The following is a 26,889-nucleotide window of genomic DNA, read 5'->3' as shown; positions in this document are numbered from 1 at the left end:
CTAATATTTACATTTGCATAAAATTTTTCGAATTGTATAAGAAATTATTTGGGCAGACAGCTGTATATGGGCTTAGCTCCGTATTGGTTCGCATTTTCCCCTTTATCATTGCCCCAATTGTTACAAAAGCATTCGGGCCTGCTGCTTCATCACCATTTGTAGACTGGTATTCCATTGCAGGAGTAATTACAGTATTACTTACTCATGGTATGGAAACTTCCTTCTTCCGGTTTGCACAGGAAGATAATATCGACAAGAAAACATTGATTTCTACCTGTTCGGTGAGTATCATTAGTATGGGGCTCATCTATCTTATTCTAGGATATGTCTTCAGATACCAGCTAGCAGAAGCCTTTGAAACCCCCGATCAGGTCAACTATCTTATTATATTCCTTTTCATCCTCTCATTAGATGCATTTTCTACTATTCCCTCAGCTATATTGAGGCTTCAAGGGAAACCTTTTAAATATATGCTGTCTAAGGTAGCGGGTTCTTCAGTATACTTCCTATTGGTATTATTCTTTATCAGATGGCTTCCTAATCATCCTGAAGGAATACTAGGTCTAAAATACAATCCTGAATTTGGCGTTGGTTATGTTTTTATAGCAAACCTCATTCAAAGTATTATTACCCTTTTAATCGTAGGAAAAGAATTTTTCAGTTTCAGCATATCAAAATTCGATTTCAATTTATGGAAAAGAATTATGAATTATTCATGGCCGGTCATGATTGCAGGGCTTGCGGGTATTGTTAATCAGACTTTGGACAGACAATTTTTAAAATATCTGCTTCCTGAAGAAGAAGCCCGTCATCAAATAGGTGTTTATGGAGCTGTATATAAAATAGCAACCTTCATTACTGTCTTTAGACAGGCTTACCAATTGGGTATTGAACCTTATTTCTTTTCAAGTTTTAAGAATAAAGATTCCCATAAGACCTATGCTGTATTGATGGATGTTTTTGTCATTTGCAGCTGTATTATTTATATGGGGCTCATGGTTAACCTTCAATGGATATCAGAAAAATATTTAAGAAACCCTCTCTATTATGAAGGAATTGAAATTATTCCTTTTGTAATGTTGGGAGCTCTGTTTTTAGGAATTTACCTTAACCTGTCGATATGGTATAAACTATCAGACCAGACACGGGTAGGATTGTATATTTCAGTAATGGGTGCCATTATTACCATTCTTATCAATTTCTTATTCATTCCTCAGTATGGATATTGGGCCAGTGCAATGGCTGCTCTGATAACCTTTATGTCAATGATGATTATTTCCTATATATGGGGGCAAAAACAATACCCAATCCATTATAATACAGGAAAAATATTAATGTATCTTATTTTTACTATTACATTTTCATTAGTTTCTTTTTATTATTTCAGAACCAACTATCTGGTAGGAAACTTATTTTTAATCCTGTTTCTTTGTCTGGTAGCTTTCAAAGAAAAAGCTATTTTATTAAAAATTATAAAAAGATCTTAGAATTTGGTCTCTAATTTGATGCTTAGCAAGCTTATCATATACAATTAAACAGACTGCTAAAGATGATAGTTATTACGTTTTAATAAGCGTTTTAATAGTATCTTTAACAAAAGGAATAAACTTAAACAAACTTACTTATATAATTTATGAAAATTATTGTTCCAATGGCTGGGCGTGGTTCCAGATTACGTCCACATACACTGACTGTTCCAAAACCTCTTATTCCTATTGCAGGAAAACCTATTGTACAGAGATTGGTAGAAGATATTGCTAAGGTAGCAGGAGAAGATATTGAAGAAGTAGCTTTTATCATCGGAGATTTTGGTCCTGAGATCGAAAAGTCTCTTATTCAGATTGCTGAAAAGCTGGGAGCAAAAGGAAGTATATACTACCAGAACGATCCTCTGGGAACAGCGCATGCTATTAAATGTGCTGAACAGTCTATGCAGGGAGATGTCGTGATTGCATTTGCAGATACACTTTTCCGCGCAGATTTCCAGCTGGATAAAAATTCAGACGGTGTGATCTGGGTGAAAAGCGTAGAAGATCCAGCTGCATTTGGCGTTGTAAAGCTAGACAACTATGGATTTATCACTGATTTTGTTGAAAAGCCACAAACTTTTGTTTCAGATCTTGCCATTATTGGTATCTATTACTTCAACAGTGCTGAAAAGCTAATGAATGAGATCAATTATATCATGGATAATGATATTAAAAATGGTGGAGAATATCAGCTGACTACAGCTCTGGAAAACCTTAGAGCAAAAGGTGCCAAGTTTACTTTAGGAAAGGTAAACGACTGGATGGACTGTGGAAATAAGAATGCTACGGTAGAAACCAACAGTAAAATTCTAGCGTATGAAACGGAGGAAATGTCACACCACCCGGCTTCCGCAACTATTGAAAACTCATTGATTATTCCGCCTTGCTTTATTGGAGAGAATGTGAAAATTTCTAATTCTAAAATAGGACCTGGTGTTTCATTAGGAAACAATACTGTAATTGTAAACTCAAATATTGAACACTCTCTTATTCAGGAGAACACTAAAATCAACCATGGGAATCTTTCGAATTCCATGATTGGTAATTCTGCACAGTATTTCGGTGTAGCAAGAGAAATTTCTTTGGGAGATTATTCTGTTTTAGATTTTCTATCCAAATAAATAAGATCAGAAATTATTTACCCTAAAATATAATATCATCAAACCACACAAAACATCTTGTGTGGTTTGGCGTTAATATTGCAACGTATTTTTTAATTGAAAAGATAAATACATGAAAAATTGGATCCCACTCCTTTTATTACTTCTTGCCTTATCATCCTGTAAAACAAGAAATGCCATTAAAGATAATAATGGCAATCCACGGGACAGCATTACCGCTGCAGAAAATAATAAAAATCCAAAAGATGTAAATGAACCGGTGAGAGATAAACTCACTTTCTTTGAGCATGTATTAATCCCGCCAAAATTTGAGCAGATTAAGATTGACAGTAAAGTACGTGTAGAAACCGGAAGTTTTATTCCTACCCTGGATGCAACTGTCTATATTGAAAATGATAAAAAAGTATGGATGAACTTAAGAGCTGTATTCCTGAATGTGGCAAGAGGAATTGCCACTCCTGAAGGCATAAAAGGTCAGGACAAAGTAAACAAGGTCTATATTGATTCTGATTTTGACTATCTCAATAATCTGCTGAACGTTAATTTCATCGACTATAAGTCTCTGGAGAAAATATTGATGGGCAGAACTTTTGTAAAGATCAGTGATTCACAATTTACCCTGACTCAAAATGCACAAGGATATAAAATGACCTCAAAGGTCAATCAAAAAATTGTTACTGACGAAAAAAACAGGGAGTATAAAATCGTCCTGCAATATGACACGAATTATGACTTACTCAGTGTAAACCTTAAAGATGTTTTATCTCCGGATGAGCTTGAAATTTCTTACAGTGACTGGAATGAATATGAAGGAATACGTCTTCCAAAAAATGTTAAAATAATTATAAAAGGCTCAAAATCTAGTCAGATTTTAATGGAAAATACGAAATTTGACTTTTCGAGGATGGAAACAGCTTATTCTGTACCCTCCAGTTATAAGAAAATTGAGATTAAATGATTAAAAAATTTAGCTTTTTAATAGGTATTTTGGTGTTCGGACTGCACCTGGGACAGCAGAATAAAGAACAGCTGCAAAAACAAAATGCCGAACTTAAAAAACAAATTGCACAAATAAATTCAGATTTAGCAAAAACCCGAAGCGAATCTAAGCTTTCTTTAGCCTACCTCACCAATGTTAATCAAAAGTTGGTTTTAAGAGAAAAGGTTTACAATAATACCCAGAAAGAGAAAAGATTTATTGAGGATGATATCTACCTGCGTCAGCTGGAGATCAATCGTCAGAATAAGGAATTGGCAGTTTTAAGAAAAAACTATGCTGAAGTTCTTGTAAATGCTTATAAAAACAAAGGGGTACAAAATAAGGTAACCTTTATTCTTTCTTCCAAGAATTTGGGAGAAGCTATACGTAGAGTACAGTATCTGAAACAATATTCCGATTACCAGGATAAGAAAGCTAATGAGATTACTGATGCAGCCAATCTGATCAAAAAAACAATTGCACAAAGGCAAAACTCCGTAAAAGCAAAAGAAAATCTGTTGATTAACCAGCAGAAAGATCTTGCTACAATTAATGCAGAAAGAGCACAAAAAGAACAACTCGTTACTGAATTCAAAAAGAACGAGTCGAAACTTACGGTTGAACTTAAACAAAAACAAGTTCAGTCTAAAGCTCTGGAAGGACAGATCAGAGCAATTATTGCTGAAGAAATAAGAATAGCAAAAGCAGAGGAAGAAGCAAGAAGAAAAGCTGAAGCTGAAAAAATCCGTTTGGCCAAACTTGCTGCAGAAAGAGAGAAGGCGAGAATTGAAGCCGAAGCTAAAGCCAGAGCTGAAGCCCTGGAAAGAGAAAGAAGATTGGCAGAGGCAGAAGCAAAAAGAGCTGCTGAGCTAGCGGCTAGAAGAGCTGAAGAAGAAAGAAAACGTAATGAAGAGGCAGCGAAAGTAGAAGCCAGTGCAAGAGATGAAGCCAAAAGATTAGCCGCTAAAAAAGCATCGGATGAAGCAGCTGCCAGATCAAGAGAAGCTGCCAATAAGCTAATAGCAGCAAAAGCCGCAGAAGCTGCTCTTACCAAGAAAAAAGAAGAAGATAAAAAAGCCGCAGAAACAAAGGCAATGACAAGTTATGGGGTAACTACTTCTTCGGGAAGCAGTTTTGCCGATAACAGAGGAAGACTGGGCTACCCTGCAGACAGAGCCGGGCAAATCACCCACCGTTTCGGAAGACAACCACACCCTGTTTTCAAAAATATTACCGAAGAAAATAACGGAATAAAAATTTCTGTTCCTTCAGGTACACGCGCTAAATCTGTGTACCCAGGGTCAGTATCTTCAGTATTGGCAAACAATGATGGAACCAAAACTGTTATTGTAAAACACGGAAGCTATTTTACTATTTATTCCAACTTAGGAAATGTAAGCGTTTCCAAAGGGCAGCAGGTTTCTTCAGGCACTCCTGTAGGAACAGTAGCTCAGGATTTCGACGGTTCCTATACCCTTGATTTCCAAGTATGGAACGGAAGTACACCCGTTGATCCATTAGGTTGGATTTCATATTAAAAAAAGCTTAACTTTGTAAAAATTTTAAGAGATGAATACAATAACAATACTAGCCTTATCTTGGCAACATATCCTTATCGTAGCAGTACTTTTGGTATTACTATTTGGAGGAAAGAAAATTCCGGAATTAATGAGAGGAGTAGGTTCAGGAATCAAAGAATTTAAAGATGCGGTAAAAGAAGAAGATAAACCAGGTTCTGAAAATAAAACTTCTTCTACAAACAATAATTCTTCCAGTAACTAATATTCCTTACGATTAATGAATTTCACTGAGACTGCATGGAAAGTCTTCAATCAATGTATTGAAGACTATCACGTGTCTGATAACGTTAACTCTCTAATTAATAACCCGTTCGAAATAGATAGTTTGGAACGGATTTTGTATGCAAAGAACTGGATTGATACCGTTCAATGGCATTTGGAAGATATAATTAGAGATGAAAATATCGATCCGGCTGAAGCCCTTCAATTGAAGAGAACAATAGACGCCTCCAATCAGAAAAGAACTGATCTGGTAGAATATATTGACAGTTGGTTCCTTAGAAAATTTGAAAATGTAACTCCTAAACCTGAAGCAAAAATAAATACCGAAACTCCCGCTTGGGCAGTAGACAGATTATCAATTCTTGCACTAAAGGTTTATCATATGTCACTGGAAGCGAATAGAGAATCTGCTTCTGATGAGCATCGAAAAAATTGCCAGGCCAAACTGGATATATTGCTTACTCAGAAAGAAGATCTATCAACTTCCATAGATCAGTTGCTTGCTGACATTGAAAACGGTAATATTAAGATGAAAGTTTACAAACAAATGAAAATGTATAACGATGAAAGTCTTAATCCAATCCTTTATCAAAAAGGGCAACAGAAATGAAAAAACGATTTTTTTTTGGAGTACTAATTATAATAATAACTTCTTCCTGCGCAACGGAAAAACTTAACCTTTCCCCGCTGTCGAATAATTTTTATAGTGAAACAAAAGGTTCTGATTCGGACAGAGGCTCAAAAAAGAGTTTCAACATCAATATCAAGGAAAATATAAACGCTTCTGAAATTTCAAATATAATTTCAACCTTTCCTAAATTTAAAAGTAATGGGTTGAATGATGAAATAACAAGCTTGAAATACAGCCTTCAGAATTATTTATATGCTATTGATGCCAACAATTCTGCCGGCAAGAGCAGAGCCCTTAAAAGCTTCGAAAAATCATATAAGAAAATACAAAAGCAAAGACAAAATCTTGATAGAGATGATGATGAGGTTCTCAACAGATACCTGGTTCGTTTAAAAACCAATATTTCTGTGATTGAAGATGCTTTACCAGGAAGTTAAAACAATTAACTATTAATGATTAAAACTCAGGCGGAGGCCAATGTTCCTACAGAACACGGCAATTTCCGAATGATAGCTTTCTCTGAAAATGAAAACGACTGGATGCCTCACATGGCTATTATCGCAGAAAACACAGATTTTTCAAAACCTGTTAATGTGCGTTTCCATTCAGAATGTATTACAGGAGAAGTTTTCCATTCAAAAAAATGTGAATGCGGCCAGCAATTAGACGCCGCTATGAAATATACCCATGAAAATGGAGGAATTATTGTCTATCTTCGTCAGGAAGGCAGAAATATTGGAATAATCAATAAACTAAAGGCTTACTCCCTACAGGAAAAAGGTCTTGACACCGTTCAGGCCAACCTTGAATTAGGGCTTCCTGCTGATGACAGAAATTTCGGAGTAGCTATTGAAATCCTTAATTTATTGGGCGTAAAAGACATCAACCTGCTTACCAATAACCCTGAAAAGGTAAAATATGTAGTAGACAGTAATATTCACCTTAATTCGCGGATTCCTTTACAAATTCCGGCTAACGAAATAAGTAAAGGTTATCTACAGACTAAAAAAGATTTCTTTGGACATCTTCTGGATGACAATGATAATTAATACATAAACAGGCTTCAGATTCTTATCTGAAGCTTTTTTATTTTCTAATACATACCTTGGTTTCATCACATGAGGCTCTGTACCTTTTTTGAAGTGCTTTCTGCCAACAAAAAAGAAATAGTTATAGAATGGCTTCATCCTATTACAGTTGATTCTCCTTTTATATAAATCAAAAGCCCCGGAATTTCTCCCGGAGCTTTCTTTAATTATAAAAAACTGAAAAGATATTTCTTAATTTACTCTTGTAGATGAAACATTAGAATCATTAAGATTGTAATATTTTACCACAGCGTTATAATCGCTATAATCTACAGGCGGAGTAGCATTCGCTGATTTCAGATTATTTCCTGAAACAGCAGGAACTAATACAATTCTGAATCTTTGATTATTTAACCAGTCATTTTTCTCACCGGAAGTTGTACCATTAGTTAAGTCAAAATTTTCATTTTCTACTCTTACTTGTACATTCTGAGTGTCGAAAACAAAATTATATTCAAATACCCTGTTGGTAGGCATACCCGTTACATTATCTAAAACTACAGTCTTAGGAATCTGCTGCCATGCACCTCCGGCATCTCTATACACCAACACGACATCCGTATTCTGAATAGCAATACCTTGTTTGAATGCAAAATTATTACTGCTGTTAAATGTACCTGTAACATCTTTTATCTGGGCATTGGCAGTATTTTGTACGACAACATCATCTTTGTTATCACAGCTGTAAGACAAAAACCCAATTCCGGCTAGTAATATAAATGGAAGAATTTTTTTCATTTCTATTTAAAGTTTAGTTATTATTTATATTGCGTATTCAAATCATATACCAAAAATTAAAAAAACATTGTTTTCGTCGTTTTTTTAATTGTATTTTTGTTCTTATTCAAAAAGTCATGAAGAAAATAGTATATACTTCACTCTTTATTGTTGCACTGATAAGCCCAAAGATTAAAGCTCAGTATCAGCCTAAAAACGCATCTCCGGAAGATTTGAAAAAGGCACAGCAATGGGTGGAAAAAACGTATAAAAATCTTTCTCAGGATGAAAAGCTGGGACAACTCTTTATTGTTGCATTATATACGAATAAAGGAGAAGACTATATCAATCAGGTAAGAAATATTGTTACAAGCGATAAAATAGGGGGTTTGATTTTAATGCAGGACGATGCAGCCAGAGAAATCAGCCTTGTCAATGAATTTCAGCAAAAGTCCAAAGTTCCGTTAATGATCGGAATGGATGCTGAATGGGGGCTGTTCCAAAGAATTGCAACCGCCCACAAATTTCCTTGGGCTATGACATTAGGAGCAATACAGGATAAAAATTTAATTTACCAGATGTCTGCAAAAATTGCAGAAGATTGCCACAGGATGGGGATTAACTGGGATTTTGCTCCGGTAGTGGATGTCAATACAAATCCGGACAATCCTATCATTGGTAACAGAAGCTTTGGATCAGAAGTCAATAATGTGATTGGATCTGCTTTATCCTATTCTAATGGTCTTCAGGATAACAATATATTAGCAGCAATCAAACATTTCCCGGGACATGGGGATACCAATACGGATTCACACCTTGATCTTCCCGTTGTTTCTCATAACCTCAGCAGGCTTAATACTATAGAATTAGCACCATTCAAAGCATTAATGAATAAAGGAATCGGCGGTGTGATGGTTGCTCATTTGTATGTTCCGAGTTTAGAATCAGGAAAAGGAATTCCTGCTTCTGTCTCTAAAAATATCATTACAGGTTTATTGAAAGACCAATTAGGCTACAAAGGATTAATCATCACTGATGCTCTCAATATGGGTGCCGTAGCCAATAAATATAAACCGGGAGAACTGGATGCCATGGCCTTCAGCGCAGGAAATGACATTATGCTCTTTTCACAGGGTGTTTCAGAAGGGAAAAAACTGATTCAAAAAGCTATAGATAAAGGGGAAGTTCCTCAATCCAGAGTGGAAGAAAGTGTAAAAAAGATTTTACTTACAAAATATTTCCTGGGACTGACTCAGTACACTCCCAAAAGTCCTGATAACATCAATGCTGACCTGAATAATGATTCTCACAAAACACTAGTTCAGAATTTATATTCCAATGCATTAACTTTATTAAAAGATGATCAAAAACTTCTTCCTGTCACCGGAAAACAAATTTATTATATTCCGCTGGAAGAAGCTCCTTACCAAACTTTTGCCAATAGGATAGGATCGAATCTTATTATAAAAAAGGCAAGCGAAATCAATACAATTCCGGCAGGTTCTACTGTAGTTGTAGGTTTCCATAAGGACAATTCTACGGCTTATAAGCCTTACAAAATATCGGCAGAATCAAAAAAAGTTCTTGCTGACCTCACAAAAAATCAACGTGTAATCCTCAATGTATTTGGAAGTGCTTATGCTTTAAAAGACATTGATATTTCAAAGGTATCTACGGTTCTTGTTTCTTATGAAAACAATGATGATTCTATGAATGCAGCAGCCGATGCTTTGAACGGAAAAACAAAAATATGGGGAAGACTTCCTGTACTGGTCAATGACCAATTAAAACCGGGAATGGGTATAGATCTTAACCCTACTTTATCTTTAACAACATCAAAACAACAATAATCCAATGAAAATAGGCATACTTTGCTATCCAACATATGGTGGAAGCGGAATTGTAGCAACAGAGCTGGGAATGTCACTTGCCAATAAAGGCTATGAAGTACATTTTATCAGTTCTGCACTTCCTGCAAGATTAGATATTACCAATCCCAATATTTTCTTTCATAGGGTAAATGTTCAAACCTATCCCCTTTTCCAATATCAGCCTTATGATATTGCGCTAAGTTCTATGATCTACCGGGTTGTCAATCTTTATAAGCTCGACTTGCTTCACGCTCATTATGCTATTCCTTATGCCTATGCAGCTTTTACCGCTAAGCAAATGCTTCGTGAGGATAATAATGATATTCCATTGGTAACAACCCTTCACGGAACAGATATAACCCTTGTGGGCCAGCATCCGAGTTATAAACATGCTGTAGAGTTTTCGATCAATCAATCCGACGCTATTACCTCGGTTTCCGAAAGTCTGAAAAAGGACACTCTTCAGTTTTTTAATATTAAAAAACAGATACAGGTTATTACCAATTTTATTGATAATTCTGAATTTGATGACTGTTCAGAATGTCAAAGAACACAGTTTGCGAATCCGGATGAAAAAATACTGATCCATGTTTCAAACCTACGTCCGGTAAAACGTGTAGAAGAGGTACTTCAGATCTTTAAAAACGTAAATAAAAAGGTAAAATCAAAACTGATCATCATTGGGGAAGGTCCTGATATGGAAAAAGTAAACCAGTTCCTGGAAGAAAATCCTGATCTTATCTCCAAAATACGCCTTTTAGGTAAAGTAAATGACCTTTATAAAATATTACAGCTTTCAGATGTATTTTTACTTCCTTCGGAGCAGGAAAGCTTTGGTTTGGCAGCTCTTGAAGCCATGGCTGCCTACACTCCTGTAATCAGCTCCAATGCAGGTGGAATTCCTGAAGTAAATATTCAGGGTGAAACCGGTTATTTAGCAGAAATCGGAAATGTGGAGGCTATGAGCAACTATACGATCAAATTATTGAGTAATGATCAGCTTTTAACACAAATGAAGGAAAATGCGAAAGAACAGGCTATAAAATTCGATTTAAAAAACATTCTTCCTATATATGAAGAAATGTATAGAACAACTATAGAAAATTTTAAGAAAGAGCTGACGAAAGTATAATATTTCTATTATATTTATCGTCACTTATGACGGAAAAACTACTTCAATATCTTTGGAACTATAAGGTTTTCAATAATTTTGACTTCAAGGATATTGAAGGGAATTCCGTTGAAATCATCAATTTTGGAAAGTGGAATAAAGATGCAGGTCCCGATTTTCTGGATGCCAAAATCAAGACTAATGGCTTGGTTATAGCCGGGAATATAGAACTTCACGTCCGCTCATCTGACTGGATTTTCCATAACCACTCTCCAGATCCCAATTACCAGAATATCATACTTCATGTTGTTTTCCAGCATGACCTGGAAATCAGTGAACATACTGACAAAAACGTCCCTACCTTAGAGCTGAGCAGCTATATTGATGAAAATATAATAGGTAAGTATGAAAAATTCATTGATGGCAACCAGTTCATAGCCTGTGAAAAAATTTTTGACCGCAACAAGATCCCTGTTCATTTTCATGAAGGAAATATTCTGAAAAAACTGGACGAAAAGTCCCTTGAGCTTGAGCATAGCTTATCGCATTATAAAAATAATTTCGAAGCCGTTTTATTCCACAGCCTTGCCTATTCTTTTGGATTAAAAGTGAATGCTTATATTTTCAGACAAATTGCAGAAAGTATTGATTTCAGTATCATTAATAAAATCCGGCAGAATCATTTGCAGCTTGAAGCTTTATTCTTCGGAGTTTCCGGATGGCTTGATGTTCCTTTGGACGGACAGATGAAAATATGGAAAAGAGAATTTGATTTTCTTAAAGCCAAATTTATGCTATCCGATGTAAAACTACATCCCAAGTTTTTAAGATTAAGACCTCCTAACTTTCCAACAATCCGACTTTCTCAATTGGCTGATCTTTACAACAGACACCAGAATTTATTTTCAAAAATAATCAGTATTAAAAATCCTGATCAGCTTTATGAGATTTTTCAGCCTGTAAAAGCTTCGGAATATTGGGACTGTCATTTCAATTTCGGAACCATTTCAAAACCTACTCCAAAAATGTTGAGTAAGGATTTTATTGATCTCCTTATTTTAAATACTGTACTTCCGGTAAAATATGCCTACCACAGGTATCATAATGAAGAAATAGCCGATGAAATTCTGGGATTCTACAGTCATATTACGGCAGAGAAAAATTCCGTGATAACGGGATGGAAAAATCTGGGTCTCCATATAAAAAATGCTTTGGAAAGCCAGAGCCTGATTTATCACTACAAACATCTCTGCGAAGAAAAAAATTGCTTAAATTGCAGTATTGGATTTAAACTACTAAAAGAATCTTAAAATGCTGAGTAATATTCGTCATAAAATGGAGAGAGAATGGTTTGGTGTTCTTACAAGAACGGGCGCTAAACTGGGAATACCTGTATCTAAATTAAGAGTTTTCTTCATCTACTCTACTTTTGCTACCGCCGGATTTTTCTTTCTTATTTATTTGGGATTGGCATTTACTTTGTGGATTAAAGATATTTTTATTACAAGAAGACCAAGCGTTTTTGATTTATAATTATGGAATTTTTACCGATTATTAATGCTGAGGATGATAGAGTTCAGGAAATCTATAATTCTTATATCAGCACGTTTCCTATAGACGAACAAAGAGATAGAGAACAGTTTCTGGATCTATTTTCAAACCCACAGACAAAAATAATGTCTGTTGTTCACGAATCTGAAGCCATTGGCTATCTCATTTTATGGAAAATGAGCTCTTTTGTTTTCGTAGAACATTTTGAAGTTTTTGAAACATTCAGAAGTAAAAAACTGGGTTCTCATATCATAGGACATCTATTGGAGACTTACCCTAAAATCATTCTGGAAATCGAACCTGCGGAATTGAGTGAGGATGCTCAGCGCCGTTATTCTTTCTATCAACGAAACCGTTTCAGTCTGATTGATACCAACCACATACAGCCCAGCTATGGTGAAGGGAAACAGTCTTTACATCTATGGCTGCTTGCCAACTATGCTCCGGAGAATGTAGACGAGTTGAAAAATGAAATTTGTGATATTGTATATCCTTAACATATAAAACGCCGGAATATTTCCGGCGTTTATTTTTATATTGATTATAGACTGCTAAAGGATTTCCGCAACTGATGTTTCTAATTCACCTGATATTCCAGTTTTATTGTAATACTGGCTTCTTTATCTTTGGAAGAAGTATTGAAAGTTCCTCCGTATGAATAATCTTCATTGGAATTGGGAGCTGTGATCTGAATAACTCCCATTGTTGCTTTCTTAAGGTTCCCAAGGCTGCTGCCGGAGTTCTCGGCAATTTTTTCGGCCCGTTCTTTGGCATCTTTTGTTGCACTGGCAATCATTTCCTGCTTTACAGTAGCTAACTTGGTATAAAAATAAGAAGGTGAAGAAGAGGTAAATTCAATTCCACGATTGATAATTTCGGTAATATTTCTGGAAAGGTTTTCAATCTTTGCTACTTCCTTGCTTTCAATAGAAACCTTTTGAGTCAGGTTATAACCCGAAAACTCGCCTTGTACAGAATTGCCATTGGAGTCATTATAACTTCTAAACTGTTTTTGAATATCTACCGATGAAAATACAATTTCAGCCTGTTTAATTCCTTTTGAAAGAAGATAATCATTGATCACCTTTCTATCCAGAGCCAATTCATCATACGCTGATTTAAGATCCATATTGTTTTTGGAAAAACTTCCGGACCAGGTAATAAGATCGGAAACAAACTGTTTTGTTCCCAACCCTGTAACCGAGATTGTATTTTCAGATTTATTTCTATTTTTGATGGCATTTCCTAAAAAGCCAAGCCCTATTACAAAACCTAAAGCCCCTATTGCTACTGCAATATTATTTTTATTCATAAGATTTGTGGATTTGATTTATTTTATATCAGTAATGCATCAATTTCCATTCCAATATTTTAAGATTTTGTTAACACTATTTACCACTCTTCTTTAGCCTCTCAACATACAAAGGAATAGTTTCTTCCAGCCTCAGCAGAACTCCCGATAGATTTTTCGCTTTTACATAGGTACGCACCTGAGGTTTGGTAACGAATGAGAATTCTATAAATTCAGAGATTTTATCTTCCGGAATTCCGGCTTTTGTAAAATAATCATCTTCCACTCTATCTCTAATCCAGGCAATGTGCTCTTGTAAATCATCATATCTGTACAGTCTTTTTTGCTTTCGTGCTTTGCCACTTATCAGATCATAAGCTCCCTGAACATTCAGGTTTCCTAAAAGTATAGGCAGCAGAACCTGCTTCACTTCTGCCGGCTTTTCCCTCATTTTTCCAACAGGCTGTGGTAAACCTACTGCATCCCGAACTATTTCCCCTTTGTCCACTTTAGCAACAATTCTGGAATCCTGCTCAAGATCACCCGTCAGTCTTTTTACAATCTTTACTTCTTCTATTTCTTTGGGAATCTGAAAAAGCTGTATTAGCAACTGAAAATTGACTCCATCCGTGAAAATTCTTTTAGACTGTCTTCTGAAACCTTCCTTTACAAATCTGAGTTCATCATTCGAAGATGCTTCAATAGAAAACATTCCCAATGAATTGGAATATACTTTTTTATCGGTAGACATATTGATAATCGTTACTCCGCTTACATCTTCATTACTGTCATCAATAATTTTTCCTGTTATCATTTGTTGGGAAAACAGAGCATTACACAGGAAAAGAAACAAAAGAAAAACTCTTTTCCTCCAAAAAACATTTATAGTCTCAACAGTATTAGCCAATCTTTATTTTAGTTTTATCAGGTTTATTTTTCCCAGCCGTTCAGTTTATGCAGCTTTCGGTATTCTCCAAAGGCCACTTTTAATTCATATTCTACCACATCGTTTTTAAAGTCCTTCCTGTAGTTTTTTGCCAGCATCCTGGTTTTATTGGCATAGAGAAGGAATCTGTTAATCTGCTCTTCATCCATACCGTATTTTTTCAGAAAGTCAAGGCTGATTTCATTTTTTACTCTGATAAGAAAGCTTTGGGTTTCATTATAATCTGCTTTAGTAATTTTCGGTTTTGAAGCCTTCTTAATGATCCCTGAAATAGCTTTAAAAACGCCCATCACATTTACCTGACCGGCATTAAAATCATGTCCGGTAAATGTTTTGGATACCGTATTATCCGGCATAGGCTCATTGAGAGGGCTTTTCATATACATTGTTATATCAGATTTTAAGGCCTTTAATTTTCCGGATTCACTTAAATACTTAGAGTCTTTTACCAGATTTCCTGTGGGCTTATAAGCTATTTCTATTTCAGGAATCTGTATTTCCATTCTTCTCAGAAGTATATGTAACGGTGAAGCTAAATCTTCTTTTGTAATCTTCTTTTCAAAGCGGTAATATCCTTCTTTTACAAATCTGACTTCATCATTTTCTGCTGCCTCAATGGCAAACTCTCCAGATATACTGCTAAGGGAGCTTTTTTGAGCAGAAATATTGATTATTAAAACAGGGTTTACATTTCCGGTACTGCCATCTGTAATCTGTCCCTTTATATTCTCTTGTGAGAATAATTTTCCGGCCACAAATAAAAATATCCAGCACAGTTTAACGAAAGTCTTCATATAGGTTATTTTTGAGTCTGCGGTGCCCGGTATGATGATATTCTGGTGAGTACAAAACGCTGAAACCTGTTCAGATCAGCATCACTGCAGAAGCCATATTTTAAAATTTTCTTTCTTTCAAAACCACCTGCAAGAACATAAGAAATAAAATGATCAATTTGAGGTTTATCTATTTTTAAGCTTGCAAAATAATTTTCCCCCAGGCTCGCACTGAGATACTTCATTAAATCGATATCATCCCATTGATCTTTTACTTTTCCTATTGAAAAACCTTCGCCTTTTGGCTGTACAAACTCTCCTGCCCTTGCCGCCAATATTCTGGGGTCAGATTTTTGGGCAATATACCGGTCTATTTCTTTAGAGAGTTTTTCAACCTTTTTAGGTTTGTTATATATTTTGGAATCTATTTTTAAATTTCCGGTAAGACCTTGTTTCACTTCCACTTCAGGAATCTGTATGGTAACTCTCACCAGACTGATATTCAATGGAGATTGTATATTTTCCTGAGATATAATCCTGGTTAGGCGCTCATAACCTGGCTTTATAAAGCGTAATTCGTCTCCTGTCTTTCCGGAAATCATAAAATGCCCGTCACTATTGGAGAGCACCATTTCGTCCGTTCTGATATTGATCACATTCACGTCCTGTATCTCGGAACTTCCCTCAGAAGTTATTTTGCCGAAAATGTAACTTTGGGCACTGATGGTAATGGAAGAAATGAGAAATAAAAAAAAGAATAGTTTGAGTTTCACAGGCTGTTTTATATAAAGCAAAGCTAAAATTATTTTTAAATTATTCCACAAGTTTAACCACAGTTAACGCCTTTTAGTATTTCTTTTCGGTTTTTGCTCTTGAAACTGTTAAATAGCTGAAGTGAATTGTTAAAATTTCTTTTAAATTTTAGCTAACTTGCAGTTTCAATTCTACTTTTTATAATGCAAAATTCTTATACAGTCATCAATGCTTCAGCAGGATCAGGGAAAACATATGCTCTGGTTCAGAGACTGCTGATGATCTGTCTCCGCTATCCTAATCAACATCAATCGATCAGGAATATCCTCGCTCTGACATTTACCAATAAGGCAGCGAATGAGATGAAGGAAAGGATTTTGACATGGCTGGGAAATTTTTCCGCCAGTAGCTATACTGAAAATGCAGATCTTACAAATATTCAAAAAGCTTTTGCAGAACAGGGCTTAAAAATTACAATTGATGAGCTCCATCTGCGTTCAAAAAAGCTTTTGGATTATATTCTTCATAATTATTCTACACTGAATATCGGGACTATTGACCGTTTTAATTCAAGATTGGTAAGAAGCTTTTCTTATGAATTGGGACTGGCTAAAAATTTCAATCTTGAAATTGAAGCTGAGCCCTACCTGATCGAGGCAGTAGATAAAATGCTCGATCAGATTGGTGAAAATGAAACGATTTCCAATTCTTTCATGGATTATGTAGATTACAGTCTTGAAAACAATGAAAGGATTAATCTTAACAAAAATCTGTATGACTCCGCGAAAGAATTTGTGAAAGATATTCATTATGAACATCTGAAAAACAACAAAAGTTTTGATGATGCGAATTATGACACTATAAAAAACACACTGCGTAAAGAAATTGTTCTTCATAAAAAACAGGCTGCAGAGCTTGCGGCAACATCTGTTGAGCTCTTTAAGTCCAGAAATATTGAAGTTGAAGATTTTGCCCAGGGGAAAAATGGAATTGGAGGCTTTTTTCTTAAAGTTATCGACTTTTATCAGCAGAAAAGAGCTGGATTTCCTTTTCCCACTACTCAGGAAGAATCTGTAGTCAACAATTACAGAAAGGGAGCTTCTTCAAAATCAAAACATAAGGAAGCTGATATTGTAGAGATCCTGGATCAGCTTCTTGATAACAGGATGCAGCTTATTCTTCTGTATATTGAAACGCAAAAGAAAGAAAAAGTACTTTCGGCACTTCTTCCTTTAAAAGTTAATAAAGATATTCAGGATGAGCTCAAAAAGATTGAGGAAGAAAATGATCTGGTGCTGCTCTCAAAATTCAATATTCTGATCAATGAAAATCTTAAAGATGAACCTTCTGCATTTATTTATGAAAAAGTAGGTTCACAATTTCAGCATTACTTTTTTGATGAATTTCAGGATACTTCAGAGCTGCAGTGGCAGAACTTTGTTCCGTTAAGAGACCATAGTGTATCTTCTGAAAACACTTCTTTTACATTAGTTGGAGACCCTAAACAGAGTATTTACAGATTCCGTGGAGGAGAAAGTAAGCTGATGCTCGATATTATCAATAAGAAAGAATTCTCTCCTAAAGAGGCTGATCTTCTGGTTTTAAAAGATAACTGGAGGAGTGCCAGAAATATTGTACAATTTAACAATGAGCTCTACCGTTTCCATTCCGGAGAACTGGAGGAGGAACATCAAAATATCTTTGGAACAGATGCCGAACAAACTCCAAAATCCCAAATGGATGGAAGGGTAAAGGTAAACCTCATTGAAAACCTCACAAACGAAGAATTTTATGATGATACTTCTGAAAAAATGCGAAAAGATATTCAGGAATGTCTGGATAATGGATTTAAATTTTCTGATATCACCATTCTCTGCCGTGGAAATTTTGATATTTTCAGCTATTCTCAAAAGCTGGGAAACTTAAAAGTAAATTACCGGGGTGAAGAGACCAATATAAAAACAATCTCCGATAAAGGGCTTACATTGGAACTTTCCAACACCCTAAAAGCTGTTATTGAATTTCTGAGATGGGAGATAAATCCTAAGAATAAACACTGTCTGATCATGATGATGTATTACCTGAATACGTTGGGTAAAATTCATATGGCTGATTTCACACTGGAAATGAAAGAAATTCTGGATATTGAAAACCATGAAGAGATCCTCGAGATTATTAAGCAAAAATATTCATTACAGCTTAAGCAGGATAACTTTCCAAGGTTTAATCTCTACAACTTTGTAGAATATTATATCAATGAATTTTCCGTTGAGAATAAAGAAACCGATTTCCTGCTCAACTTCATGGAAATGCTTTTTAATTTTACCCAAACTGCTGGTGTAAGTACAAAAGAGTTTTTAAAATACTGGGATGAGGAAGCCTCTTCTTACACTATTCAGGCTTCAGAGAATATTGATGCCATTCAGATCATGACCATCCATAAGTCTAAAGGGCTGGAATTCCCTATTGTTTTTATTCCCATGATGAACAAAAACAGGGATAATGAGTTTACAAATTGGTTTGATACTCATGATAATGAATCTTTAAAAGCAGTCAATATCAACCAGTTCAGTAAAAATCTGGAAGCTTATGACAGTGAGATTCAGTTATTCAACAAGAAAAATTCCTATAAAAACCTGATTGACAGATTATGCCTTCAGTATGTTGCCACTACAAGACCTGTTGAACAGTTATTTTTCTACCTTCAAAAGCCTAATAAAACATCCAACAATCTTGAGCTTTTAGAGTTTATTAAAACAAAGAATACGAATGAAGCTGATGAATTTGATCTGTATGAAGTAAAGCCTGAAATGCTAAAAAAGTATTCTAAAGAAAAAAGCTCGCCTTTCAAAACCCAAAATATTCAGGATCTGAAAAATGTCAATGAAAAGACTACTTCCATAAAGATTGCCACTCCATCAAAAAATTATCAGGTAAGAAATGAAAAAGTAAGAATAGGGCTTTTCGTTCACGAACTTCTCTCAAAAATAAATACGGAAAAAGATATTTCAAAAGTACTGGAAGGATATACATTGGAAGGTCAGATTACATTAGAGGAGAAAAATGAAATCCAGGATACTTTACAGGAAATTGTGAGGACCTACGCCGAGTTCTTTGATGAGAAATGGGAAGTAATTAATGAAAAAGACATCATGATTTCAGAACATGGAGAAAGTTTTATTTTAAGGCCGGACCGTATTTTAAAAAGCAATGAAGGGTATATCATTGTAGATTTCAAAACCGGAGAGCAGAAAAGCAAAGATGAAGCTCAGGTGGAAGGTTATAAAAACATTCTCGAAAGACTGGGTAAAAAGGTTCTCAAAACCCAAATCATCTATTTATAACCCTCTATAATGCTTTTATTCGCGATAATAGAATAGAATTGTCTCAAAAAAAGTCACAAATACAAAAGGTTTGATTATTTTTATTCATTAAAAATTAGTCCGTTGTGTATTTGAATTGATAAAAGACAATAACTAACCATGAAAATATATTTAATCTCAGCCCTTATAAGTATTGTTATGATGATACTCTCTGCTGTAACCATTTACAATATTGCAGATTATATAGATCCACCGGTAACAGATGACGGACATCCCTATATGCCCACAGAAAATATCGCAAAATCCTTCATTGGCAGTTTGATATTAACAGCCATAGCATTTATTGCAGTGGTAAAAATACAAAGGGAAAGACAGAAAAGATAAAGTTCAACAGGTTATATTTTAAATAATTAAATTACAAAACGCTATCATAAAGAACCGGAAGTCTATATTTAGTGTTCGGGTGATCATTTTGACCTAATTTATTCTTTTAACTTTTGTCTGTTATTTCTTTTCACATATATACCAGCAACAATCTGCAGGCTATACAATACTGAATACAATTATAAGCCAAACCATCCAGAACAATTTATTGTATAAAAAAACCGCTATTCTTTTGAAAAGCAGTTTTATATTTTTTGAAAAGATTTGATTCTTAAACAGCCGGATTAGGAGTAAACACTCTCTGTGCTAATTCCTGGTCGAAAAGATATAATGCAGATGGGTTATCACAAACCATCTTAATCTTTGTTACGTATTGCGAAGCACTTGCTTCCTCTTCTACCTGTTCGTTGATAAACCATTGCAGGAAAGACGTTGTTGCAAAATCACCTTCTTCGTTAGCATTCTTTACAATATTGAAAATACTTTTAGTTACAATTTTCTCATGTGCCAATGCTTTCTCGAAAATATCTGTTGCATTATCAAACTCATGTGGAGGTTTTGCAATTTCCCCGATAATGATTTCTCCCCCTACATCATTTAAATAATCAAACATTTTATCCGCGTGCATTAATTCTTCTTTGCTTTGCACTCTGAAATAGTTGGCAATTCCATCTAAATCTTTTCCTGAAAACCAGGCAGACATTGAAAGATAGTATTGAGCAGCATATTGTTCGTGGGCAATTTGTTCGTTAATTAATTTTGCAATTTTTTCGCTAACCATAAGTATTAAATTTATAGCCAAAAATAGGGAATAAATGCCCGAAATCAAAAGTTTTACAGAAAATTAATACAAAAAGGATGGAAAAATTTCCATCCTTTACACATTAAAAAACTACAATTACAAACTATTATTTCACTTCAGGAGTAGCTGTATTCATCGGCTTCTTCATCATTTTCCTATCTTTCATAGCTACTCTTTTCTGCTCCATCTTAGCTTTTCTGTCAGCCTGCCATTTATCATATTGCTGAGGAGTAAGAATCTGTTTCATATCGGCATCCATCCGTGCTCTTTTAGCCTTTCTCTCATCCATCTTGGCTTGTCTGTTATCCTTATTCTTTTCAAAGTCGGCTTTCATTTCAGCCTTTCTTTTTTCATGGAGATCTTTTATTTGAGCTATCTGCGACTGATTAAGGTTAAGGTCTTTCTGCATTTGTGATAGATGCTCCTGTTCTTTTTGTTGTCTTTTCTGCTGCATTTCAGCTTTTCTTGCTTCTTTGTCCTGAGGATTGGTTTGTTGTGCCATTGCGAAACTTCCCATTCCGATAAATGCTATTGCTAAAACTAATTTTTTCATCTTTAAAAATTTTAATTAATTGTTGTTATACATCTTTTGGATTAACAATTAAAACACAAGTTAAATTAACACATTCATAAATAATGTTAATTTTTAATAAAAATAAATCAATAGAACAACAAAAAAAGGACAGATTATAAAAACCTGCCCTTCACACCACTTAAATATAATATATGAAAATTATTAATTCTTTACTAAGCTGCCTCTAAAGCCTCCGCTATTACTGCGGTTTTGCTGACGGGGTGCAGAACTTTCAGACTTTTGTCTAAAGCCTCCGCTATTTCCTCTGAAGCCGCCATTATTTTCTTTTCGGCCTTCGCCGCTATTTCCCCTAAATCCTCCTCCATTATTATTTCTAAAACCGCCGTTATTGTCGGAACTACCTCTAAAACCACCATTATTTTCTTTTCGAACTTCGCCGCTGTTACCTCTGAATCCTCCTCCGTTGTTACTCCTGAAACCTCCGGAATTATCATTATCCCTGAAACCTCCGGAATTGCTGCCATCTCTTACAGGACCTCTGAATCCGTTGTCGGGTCTGCTGTCTCTTCTGATGATATCAAAAGTAGGATTATCCATTCTGCGGAATCTTGATCTGTCCATTCTGTAAATATTGATATTTACATTCCTGTATCTTGGCATTACAGTATATCTTGGTGCATAGTACGTTCTTCTGTAATTCTGAAAATAAATAACTGGGCTTGAGCCACGATAGTAGTTATTTTGGAAAACTACAAAGACTCTCGGACCTAAAATTCTTTCCAGTGCATAAAACCTGTCATAATACCACCTGTCCGGATTATATCTGTAAAAATTATCCCAAGTTGTAAAACTTGAATACAGATTATTCAATCTCATAATCTGGTCAACCTGCCAGCGATTTAATCTGTTCTGTACGAAAAAGCCATTCCAGTCAATATTAATAATACTATTTCTGTAATCGTTATAATAACTTTGATAATAATCACCAGGATAATAATCCTGAGGATAATTGTAATAATAGTCATCCGGAAAATAATTCCTATCATCTTCGTTGCTATAATAGCCGTCTCCATTCTGATAATAACCATCATCTCCCCAACCATTATTCGGATATTGCTGAGCTGCCGTCAAGACTCCAAAGCCCAAAGCTAATCCCAAAAATATTTTTTTCATCTCTACAGTCGTTATTTGGTTAGTATATAGCAGAATATCTTAATTCTACCTTTTTGATTCAAATAAAAAAAAGAAGTTAAATCATAAGATTAAACTTCTTTTAATGTTTTCATAACAAACTGATAATCAGGTGTTAAATTTATCCTCTTCCACTATCTTTTATCCATCTGGATATTTTTTCATTGAAAGCTTGTTTTCCTTTTAGATCTTCCAGCTTTATATGCATTCTATACCGCCAGTAATGAGGAAAAACAGCAGGATTATTGATTCTTTCGTTATCCATATTTTTATTGGATAGTTCTGCATCTGTAGCAAAAAATTCCTGGATAGGGAAAATAGCCAGCATAGCATCATTGTATAAATGCTGCTTCATAATGATCTCAGCAAGATCCGGATTCAGATCTTCCGAAGCTTTTCCGTATTGAATCAATTGTTGGTTAAAATACTTCTGTGTCAAAACAGAATCTTCTTTCCACCATTGCCTTAATGTAGAACTGTCGTGGGAAGAGGCCGTAACCACATTCATATAACCGGCATTCTTAGGATTATAGAATGGAATATTTTCTGAAGGCATACGCTGTACTTTCAGGGCAATAATACCAAGTTCATCCATTACCACCGGTACACATGCCGGAACCATCCCAAGGTCTTCTCCGCAAATCAGCATTTTGGTGGCATTTAGGATTACAGGAAGTTTTTCCATTGCTTTCTCGTACCATAAATGGTCTTGTCTTCTAAAGAAATAGTCATGGTATAAATCATAAATACCTTTCCTTTCAGATTCCGGCAAGTATTTGTATGATTCCGTATGATATACATTGAATCTCGGATGATAAACCAGCTCACCATTTCTTTCCTCCGTTAAAAATAAAACATTGGCACAAAGTGAAATCAGCTGTTCTTCAAGTGCACCTCCCGGATCTTTTTTAAAGAAATCTACCAGCTTTCTCTGCGTATTAAATTCTTCCTTAAAAGAATAGGTTCCGTCGTGATTGCGATCAATAAATTCAAGTACTTTTCCACTGTGCTCCCCAAAGTGATCCCATAAGATCTGATTATTAATAAATGGTTTACAGTATCTGTCAAAATCAAACGGAATCTGCCAGGCTTTAAATTCATCAGCAACAATAGGCACAGCCGGATAAAAATATCCTAAAATACCCTGTACAGCAGAAACCGGCATTCTCCAGATTCTGAAAAAGCCCAGAATATGATCAATTCTCATTGCATCAAAATACTGCTCCAATGCTTTGAACCTATTTTTCCACCACCTATAGTCATCTTCTTTCATTGCTTCCCAATTATAAGTTGGAAACTCCCAATTTTGGCCAAGCTCTGTAAACTGATCCGGTGGTGCACCAGCCTGAAAATCCATACCGAATAATTCCGGTTCTGCCCAGGCTTCTACGGAATATCTGTAAATCCCTATAGGAAGGTCTCCTTTTAGAGAAATACCAAGGTTATGAGCATAATCAACGGCATCTTTCAACTGTTTATGAAGCTGATACTGCACCCATGCATGAAGCATAGAATTATCATAGTCTTTACTTTTTGGAGTAAAAAACTGCAAGATTTTTCCAGCGATATATTTTTTGTGAGTTTTCCACTCATTAAAGTTAGGAGTCTTATATTTATCTCTCAGCACACAAAATGCAGCATAGGGAACCAGCCAGGATTCATTTTCTTTTATAAACTTTTTGAAACTGCGGTCTTTATAAATATTTTCTTTTTCTGTACTGAAAACCGCTTTCAGATATCTCCATTTAGCCACGATCATTTTTTCATAATCAATAAGCTCAAGAGCATTAAGAGTCTGTTTTTCAGAAATATAATTCTCAACTAATTTTTCCGGTAATGGAAAATCCAGTTTTTCGAGTGATATATATTGTGGATGCAGTGCATATACTGATACTGCAGCATAAGGATAAGAATCTGTCCAGGAATAATTCGCTGTAGTATCGTTGATAGGCAGGATCTGAATAATTCCAAGGTTAGTTTCCTTTGTCCAGTCTGCTAGTTTCTTAATATCCGAAAACTCACCAACTCCAAATCCATCTTCACTTCTTAAGGAAAATACGGGAACCGCCACTCCCGCATCATGATACATCTGATATGCCTTGAATTTAAAATAATGGTTGGAAACTATCTGAAGAACATCTGTAAAAGAATTAGCTACAGTAAATCTGTTATCACCGGTTTCAACATCTATTACCTTATTTTCTTTGATATCATAAAGGCAATATTTGAATTGAATAAATTCATTTTCCGGGATTTCAACGGAGGCTTCCCAAACTCCGAAGTCAGTTTGGTATAAATGAACAGCATTATCCACATTCCAGCTTCCCAATGATTTTGTGCTTCCAAACAATACAATTTTCCAGTCAGGATTATAAATAGGAGCTTCCAACCTGAATAAATGCGTATGCTTTTTTAAGACAGCTACTTTCTCCGGAACGAATCCATGTAACTTATTATATAGAATTTTATTATTTAAATAATGCTCAGGAAAATTTTTATTATTCCATTCATCGAAAATAATAAACTCCTTATAATTATGCGGAAAATTAAGATGATGATAAACAAATTCTTCTCTTAAAACATTATTTTTTTCATCTACAAGCTGGTATTTGTAGGAAATCGATTTAGAAAAATAATCTACTTCACACTTCCATAATCCGTTATCTGCATAAAACATAGTATGGATATGAACCGCAGCTCCTTCCTCACCAATAATCAATTGAAGATTTTCTCCGGCTTTTGCAACATACCCTACATTAAAGTATAGCTTCATCTATATTTTTTTATAAAATTACATTTTAATATCGAAAGATAAAACTTATCGAATATCAAATAATCATTAAAAAACCTTCTCAAATTAATTTAAGAAGGTCCTATTTTTATGGACAGAAAGAGTTCTTTCTTTAAATTAAACTTATTCTGTCACCAAAATCTTTTTATTCAATAATATTTTTCCTGATGTATCAACAATACTTACAATATAGGCACCACTCACTAGGTTTTTGAAATATACCTTTTCATGTAAAGAGCCCTCTTTTACATTCAGGCTTTGTGTCATCACATTCTTACCAGACATATCAAAAACATTAAAATGAATATTTCCTTTAACATTCTTATTGTTACTATAAACATTCACATAATGCTCATTAACTCTGGTTGGGTAAATATCAATATTAGCCAATACATTCACTGAAGATGCCTTATCATTAGCAAAATATTTGCTGGCCAAATCATAAATGTGGAGATTTTGTTCTCCTGGAAGCTGCTGTGCCTGTAAAGTACCCAGATCTACTTCATATAAAGGAGCCCCTTTAGCACTTGCAATAACAACTTTCCCGTTTGCATTCACAGCACTGCCATTTACGGAATAGTTATCGGGAATACCTGCAATTTTACCAATAAACTTTGCTTTCAATTCTTTTATTGATACTTTAAAAACATTTCCTGACGCTGCAAAAATATAGAAATTATTATCTGTATCAGCAATCATATCTCCTCCAAAACCGGTTTCTATAGCGGTAAATGAATTTTTACCATTAGAGGTGTCATCTTTTATAATTCCTAGGTCATTTACTTCATATTGTCCATTTTTATTTGTGATCTGTAAAAACTGTGTTCCTGCATTATTTACAGCATAAATATTGCCGTCATAGCCTGTAGCCATCCTCGTTATATGGGAATTAATATCACAGGACGAAGCCTTTGCTATACTGTTTTCTATTAAAGTAATTTCCTTAGTTTCAGGGTTTAGAATATAAACATTTGAAGAGAACATGGGTATGTACACTAAGTTATTATTAGAAGAATTATAAGCTAGTGCAGCCATCGTCGCAGCCTGAGAACTATGGGAAGAATTTCGATCTTCCGTTATCATACTTTTTCTGGTCTGTGAAAATATTTTAGGAGAAGATTCGGTTGTAAAGACTTTTTTACCAGATATTCCACTAGCCGGATCAATTACCCTAAAGTCATTAAAATTAATACTTTGAGTATCCTTTCCGGTAATCGCAAAGAAATCTTGCTGGGCATGAACATTCATACCTAATAACAAGGCAAATAGAGGGAGTAAATGTTTTTTCATAATATGCATATTTTAGAATTCGTAGTCATTTTGGTTATGACTAAGTTACATAATTTTAAAATTGAAAAAACAAAAAGACAGTGATATTTGAATAACATTTACAATAAATTAATCCAAACACTGATATTTTGCAAATAAGGGAGGTTATCAGTCAAAAAAAGAATAATGATGAGTTAAGAGTTGAGAGTTATAAGTTGAGGGTTGACAGCGCTATCAACTATCAACTGAAGTTGGGTATAGTTTATAGTTGGAGTATTAGGAGTATAGTCGTTATAGTATATAAACAAAAAAAAATCCTTTATCTTACGATAAAGGACTTTTAAAAATAAAATAAAAACTGGCGGCGGCCTACTCTCCCGCGTTAGCAGTACCATCGGCGCTGGTGGGCTTAACTTCTGTGTTCGGAATGG

At 34.9% G+C, this 26,889-nt stretch carries 25 protein-coding genes; 15 read left to right on the top strand and 10 right to left on the bottom strand.

What is annotated here, in order from left to right:
- The first annotated feature begins 32 nt into the window (after positions 1-32).
- The 8 genes from MP477_RS20985 to ribA all read left to right on the top strand — a co-directional run bounded on the left by MP477_RS20985 (position 33) and on the right by ribA (position 7,111).
- Complete coding sequence (locus MP477_RS20985; protein ID WP_257191960.1) at positions 33-1,487, top strand: lipopolysaccharide biosynthesis protein; 1,455 nt, start codon at positions 33-35, stop codon at positions 1,485-1,487.
- A 146-nt stretch (positions 1,488-1,633) separates the two neighbouring features.
- Complete coding sequence (locus MP477_RS20980) at positions 1,634-2,650, top strand: sugar phosphate nucleotidyltransferase (RefSeq protein ID WP_230041174.1); 1,017 nt, start codon at positions 1,634-1,636, stop codon at positions 2,648-2,650.
- 112 nt (positions 2,651-2,762) lie between these two features.
- The gene (locus MP477_RS20975; RefSeq protein ID WP_230041175.1) at positions 2,763-3,608 is read left to right on the top strand and encodes a DUF4292 domain-containing protein; all 846 of its coding nucleotides are present in this window, start codon (positions 2,763-2,765) and stop codon (positions 3,606-3,608) included.
- Positions 3,605-5,167, top strand: coding sequence for a murein hydrolase activator EnvC (locus tag MP477_RS20970; protein WP_230041176.1), 1,563 nt, complete (start codon positions 3,605-3,607; stop codon positions 5,165-5,167). The genes MP477_RS20975 and MP477_RS20970 overlap by 4 nt, the downstream gene beginning before the upstream one ends.
- A gap of 31 nt (positions 5,168-5,198) precedes the next feature.
- A complete protein-coding gene (locus tag MP477_RS20965) occupies positions 5,199-5,411 on the top strand; it encodes a twin-arginine translocase TatA/TatE family subunit (protein ID WP_047494921.1) in 213 nt (70 codons plus the stop codon).
- A gap of 15 nt (positions 5,412-5,426) precedes the next feature.
- A complete protein-coding gene (locus MP477_RS20960; RefSeq protein ID WP_257191959.1) occupies positions 5,427-6,041 on the top strand; it encodes a DUF4254 domain-containing protein in 615 nt (204 codons plus the stop codon).
- Entirely contained in the window at positions 6,038-6,499 is a 462-nt protein-coding gene (locus tag MP477_RS20955) for a hypothetical protein (protein ID WP_047494916.1), read from the top strand. Before MP477_RS20960 ends, MP477_RS20955 begins: the two co-directional genes overlap by 4 nt.
- Positions 6,500-6,514: 15 nt before the next feature.
- The gene (gene ribA, locus MP477_RS20950; RefSeq protein ID WP_230041178.1) at positions 6,515-7,111 is read left to right on the top strand and encodes a GTP cyclohydrolase II; all 597 of its coding nucleotides are present in this window, start codon (positions 6,515-6,517) and stop codon (positions 7,109-7,111) included.
- A gap of 231 nt (positions 7,112-7,342) precedes the next feature.
- On the opposite strand, the gene MP477_RS20945 is transcribed toward ribA, so the two are convergent.
- Positions 7,343-7,888, bottom strand: coding sequence for a hypothetical protein (locus MP477_RS20945; protein WP_230041179.1), 546 nt, complete (start codon positions 7,886-7,888; stop codon positions 7,343-7,345).
- 116 nt (positions 7,889-8,004) lie between these two features.
- On the opposite strand from MP477_RS20945, the gene MP477_RS20940 reads away from it, so the two are divergent.
- Genes MP477_RS20940 through MP477_RS20920 form a run of 5 tightly spaced genes read left to right on the top strand, consistent with a single transcriptional unit; the run spans position 8,005 to position 12,897 of the window.
- Entirely contained in the window at positions 8,005-9,717 is a 1,713-nt protein-coding gene (locus MP477_RS20940; RefSeq protein ID WP_257191958.1) for a glycoside hydrolase family 3 protein, read from the top strand.
- Positions 9,718-9,721: 4 nt separating this feature from the next.
- On the top strand, positions 9,722-10,870 hold the full coding sequence (gene bshA, locus MP477_RS20935) for an N-acetyl-alpha-D-glucosaminyl L-malate synthase BshA (RefSeq protein ID WP_257191957.1): 1,149 nt from the start codon (positions 9,722-9,724) through the stop codon (positions 10,868-10,870).
- Between the two features lie 26 nt (positions 10,871-10,896).
- Entirely contained in the window at positions 10,897-12,159 is a 1,263-nt protein-coding gene (locus tag MP477_RS20930) for a DUF2851 family protein (protein WP_257191955.1), read from the top strand.
- Position 12,160: 1 nt separating this feature from the next.
- Positions 12,161-12,382: a PspC family transcriptional regulator gene (locus tag MP477_RS20925; protein WP_047494723.1), complete on the top strand. Its 222-nt coding sequence runs from the start codon at positions 12,161-12,163 to the stop codon at positions 12,380-12,382.
- A gap of 2 nt (positions 12,383-12,384) precedes the next feature.
- The gene (locus MP477_RS20920) at positions 12,385-12,897 is read left to right on the top strand and encodes a GNAT family N-acetyltransferase (protein WP_257191953.1); all 513 of its coding nucleotides are present in this window, start codon (positions 12,385-12,387) and stop codon (positions 12,895-12,897) included.
- Positions 12,898-12,977: 80 nt separating this feature from the next.
- Here the strand turns inward: MP477_RS20920 and MP477_RS20915 are convergent, their stop codons facing one another.
- The 4 genes from MP477_RS20915 to MP477_RS20900 form a co-directional block, all read right to left on the bottom strand.
- Complete coding sequence (locus MP477_RS20915) at positions 12,978-13,712, bottom strand: SIMPL domain-containing protein (RefSeq protein ID WP_257191952.1); 735 nt, start codon at positions 13,710-13,712, stop codon at positions 12,978-12,980.
- Between the two features lie 76 nt (positions 13,713-13,788).
- Positions 13,789-14,505, bottom strand: coding sequence for a carboxypeptidase-like regulatory domain-containing protein (locus MP477_RS20910; protein ID WP_257191951.1), 717 nt, complete (start codon positions 14,503-14,505; stop codon positions 13,789-13,791).
- Positions 14,506-14,621: 116 nt separating this feature from the next.
- On the bottom strand, positions 14,622-15,431 hold the full coding sequence (locus MP477_RS20905) for a hypothetical protein (RefSeq protein ID WP_257191950.1): 810 nt from the start codon (positions 15,429-15,431) through the stop codon (positions 14,622-14,624).
- Between the two features lie 5 nt (positions 15,432-15,436).
- Positions 15,437-16,183 (bottom strand): hypothetical protein, encoded by a 747-nt coding sequence (locus tag MP477_RS20900; protein ID WP_257191949.1) that lies wholly within the window; start codon positions 16,181-16,183, stop codon positions 15,437-15,439.
- 183 nt (positions 16,184-16,366) lie between these two features.
- Here MP477_RS20900 and MP477_RS20895 point away from each other — a divergent pair, with 183 nt between their 5' ends.
- Together MP477_RS20895 and MP477_RS20890 are read left to right on the top strand one after the other, a co-directional pair.
- On the top strand, positions 16,367-19,507 hold the full coding sequence (locus MP477_RS20895; RefSeq protein WP_257191948.1) for an exodeoxyribonuclease V subunit beta: 3,141 nt from the start codon (positions 16,367-16,369) through the stop codon (positions 19,505-19,507).
- Positions 19,508-19,645: 138 nt separating this feature from the next.
- Complete coding sequence (locus MP477_RS20890) at positions 19,646-19,870, top strand: hypothetical protein (RefSeq protein ID WP_257191947.1); 225 nt, start codon at positions 19,646-19,648, stop codon at positions 19,868-19,870.
- A gap of 271 nt (positions 19,871-20,141) precedes the next feature.
- On the opposite strand, the gene MP477_RS20885 is transcribed toward MP477_RS20890, so the two are convergent.
- From MP477_RS20885 to MP477_RS20865, 5 genes are all read right to left on the bottom strand, one after another.
- Positions 20,142-20,651: a ferritin gene (locus MP477_RS20885; RefSeq protein WP_209804726.1), complete on the bottom strand. Its 510-nt coding sequence runs from the start codon at positions 20,649-20,651 to the stop codon at positions 20,142-20,144.
- A 127-nt stretch (positions 20,652-20,778) separates the two neighbouring features.
- On the bottom strand, positions 20,779-21,225 hold the full coding sequence (locus MP477_RS20880) for a hypothetical protein (RefSeq protein ID WP_257191945.1): 447 nt from the start codon (positions 21,223-21,225) through the stop codon (positions 20,779-20,781).
- A 183-nt stretch (positions 21,226-21,408) separates the two neighbouring features.
- The gene (locus tag MP477_RS20875; RefSeq protein ID WP_257191944.1) at positions 21,409-22,380 is read right to left on the bottom strand and encodes a hypothetical protein; all 972 of its coding nucleotides are present in this window, start codon (positions 22,378-22,380) and stop codon (positions 21,409-21,411) included.
- A 139-nt stretch (positions 22,381-22,519) separates the two neighbouring features.
- A complete protein-coding gene (locus tag MP477_RS20870; RefSeq protein WP_257191943.1) occupies positions 22,520-25,171 on the bottom strand; it encodes a 4-alpha-glucanotransferase in 2,652 nt (883 codons plus the stop codon).
- A gap of 141 nt (positions 25,172-25,312) precedes the next feature.
- Positions 25,313-26,479, bottom strand: a complete 1,167-nt coding sequence (locus MP477_RS20865; RefSeq protein ID WP_257191942.1) for a T9SS type A sorting domain-containing protein — start codon at positions 26,477-26,479, stop codon at positions 25,313-25,315.
- Positions 26,480-26,889: the final 410 nt, after the last annotated feature.

The organism is Chryseobacterium sp. WG23 (assembly GCF_024586575.1).
Classification (GTDB): Bacteria; Bacteroidota; Bacteroidia; order Flavobacteriales; family Weeksellaceae; genus Chryseobacterium.
This window is presented reverse-complemented; position numbering and strand designations above follow the sequence as displayed.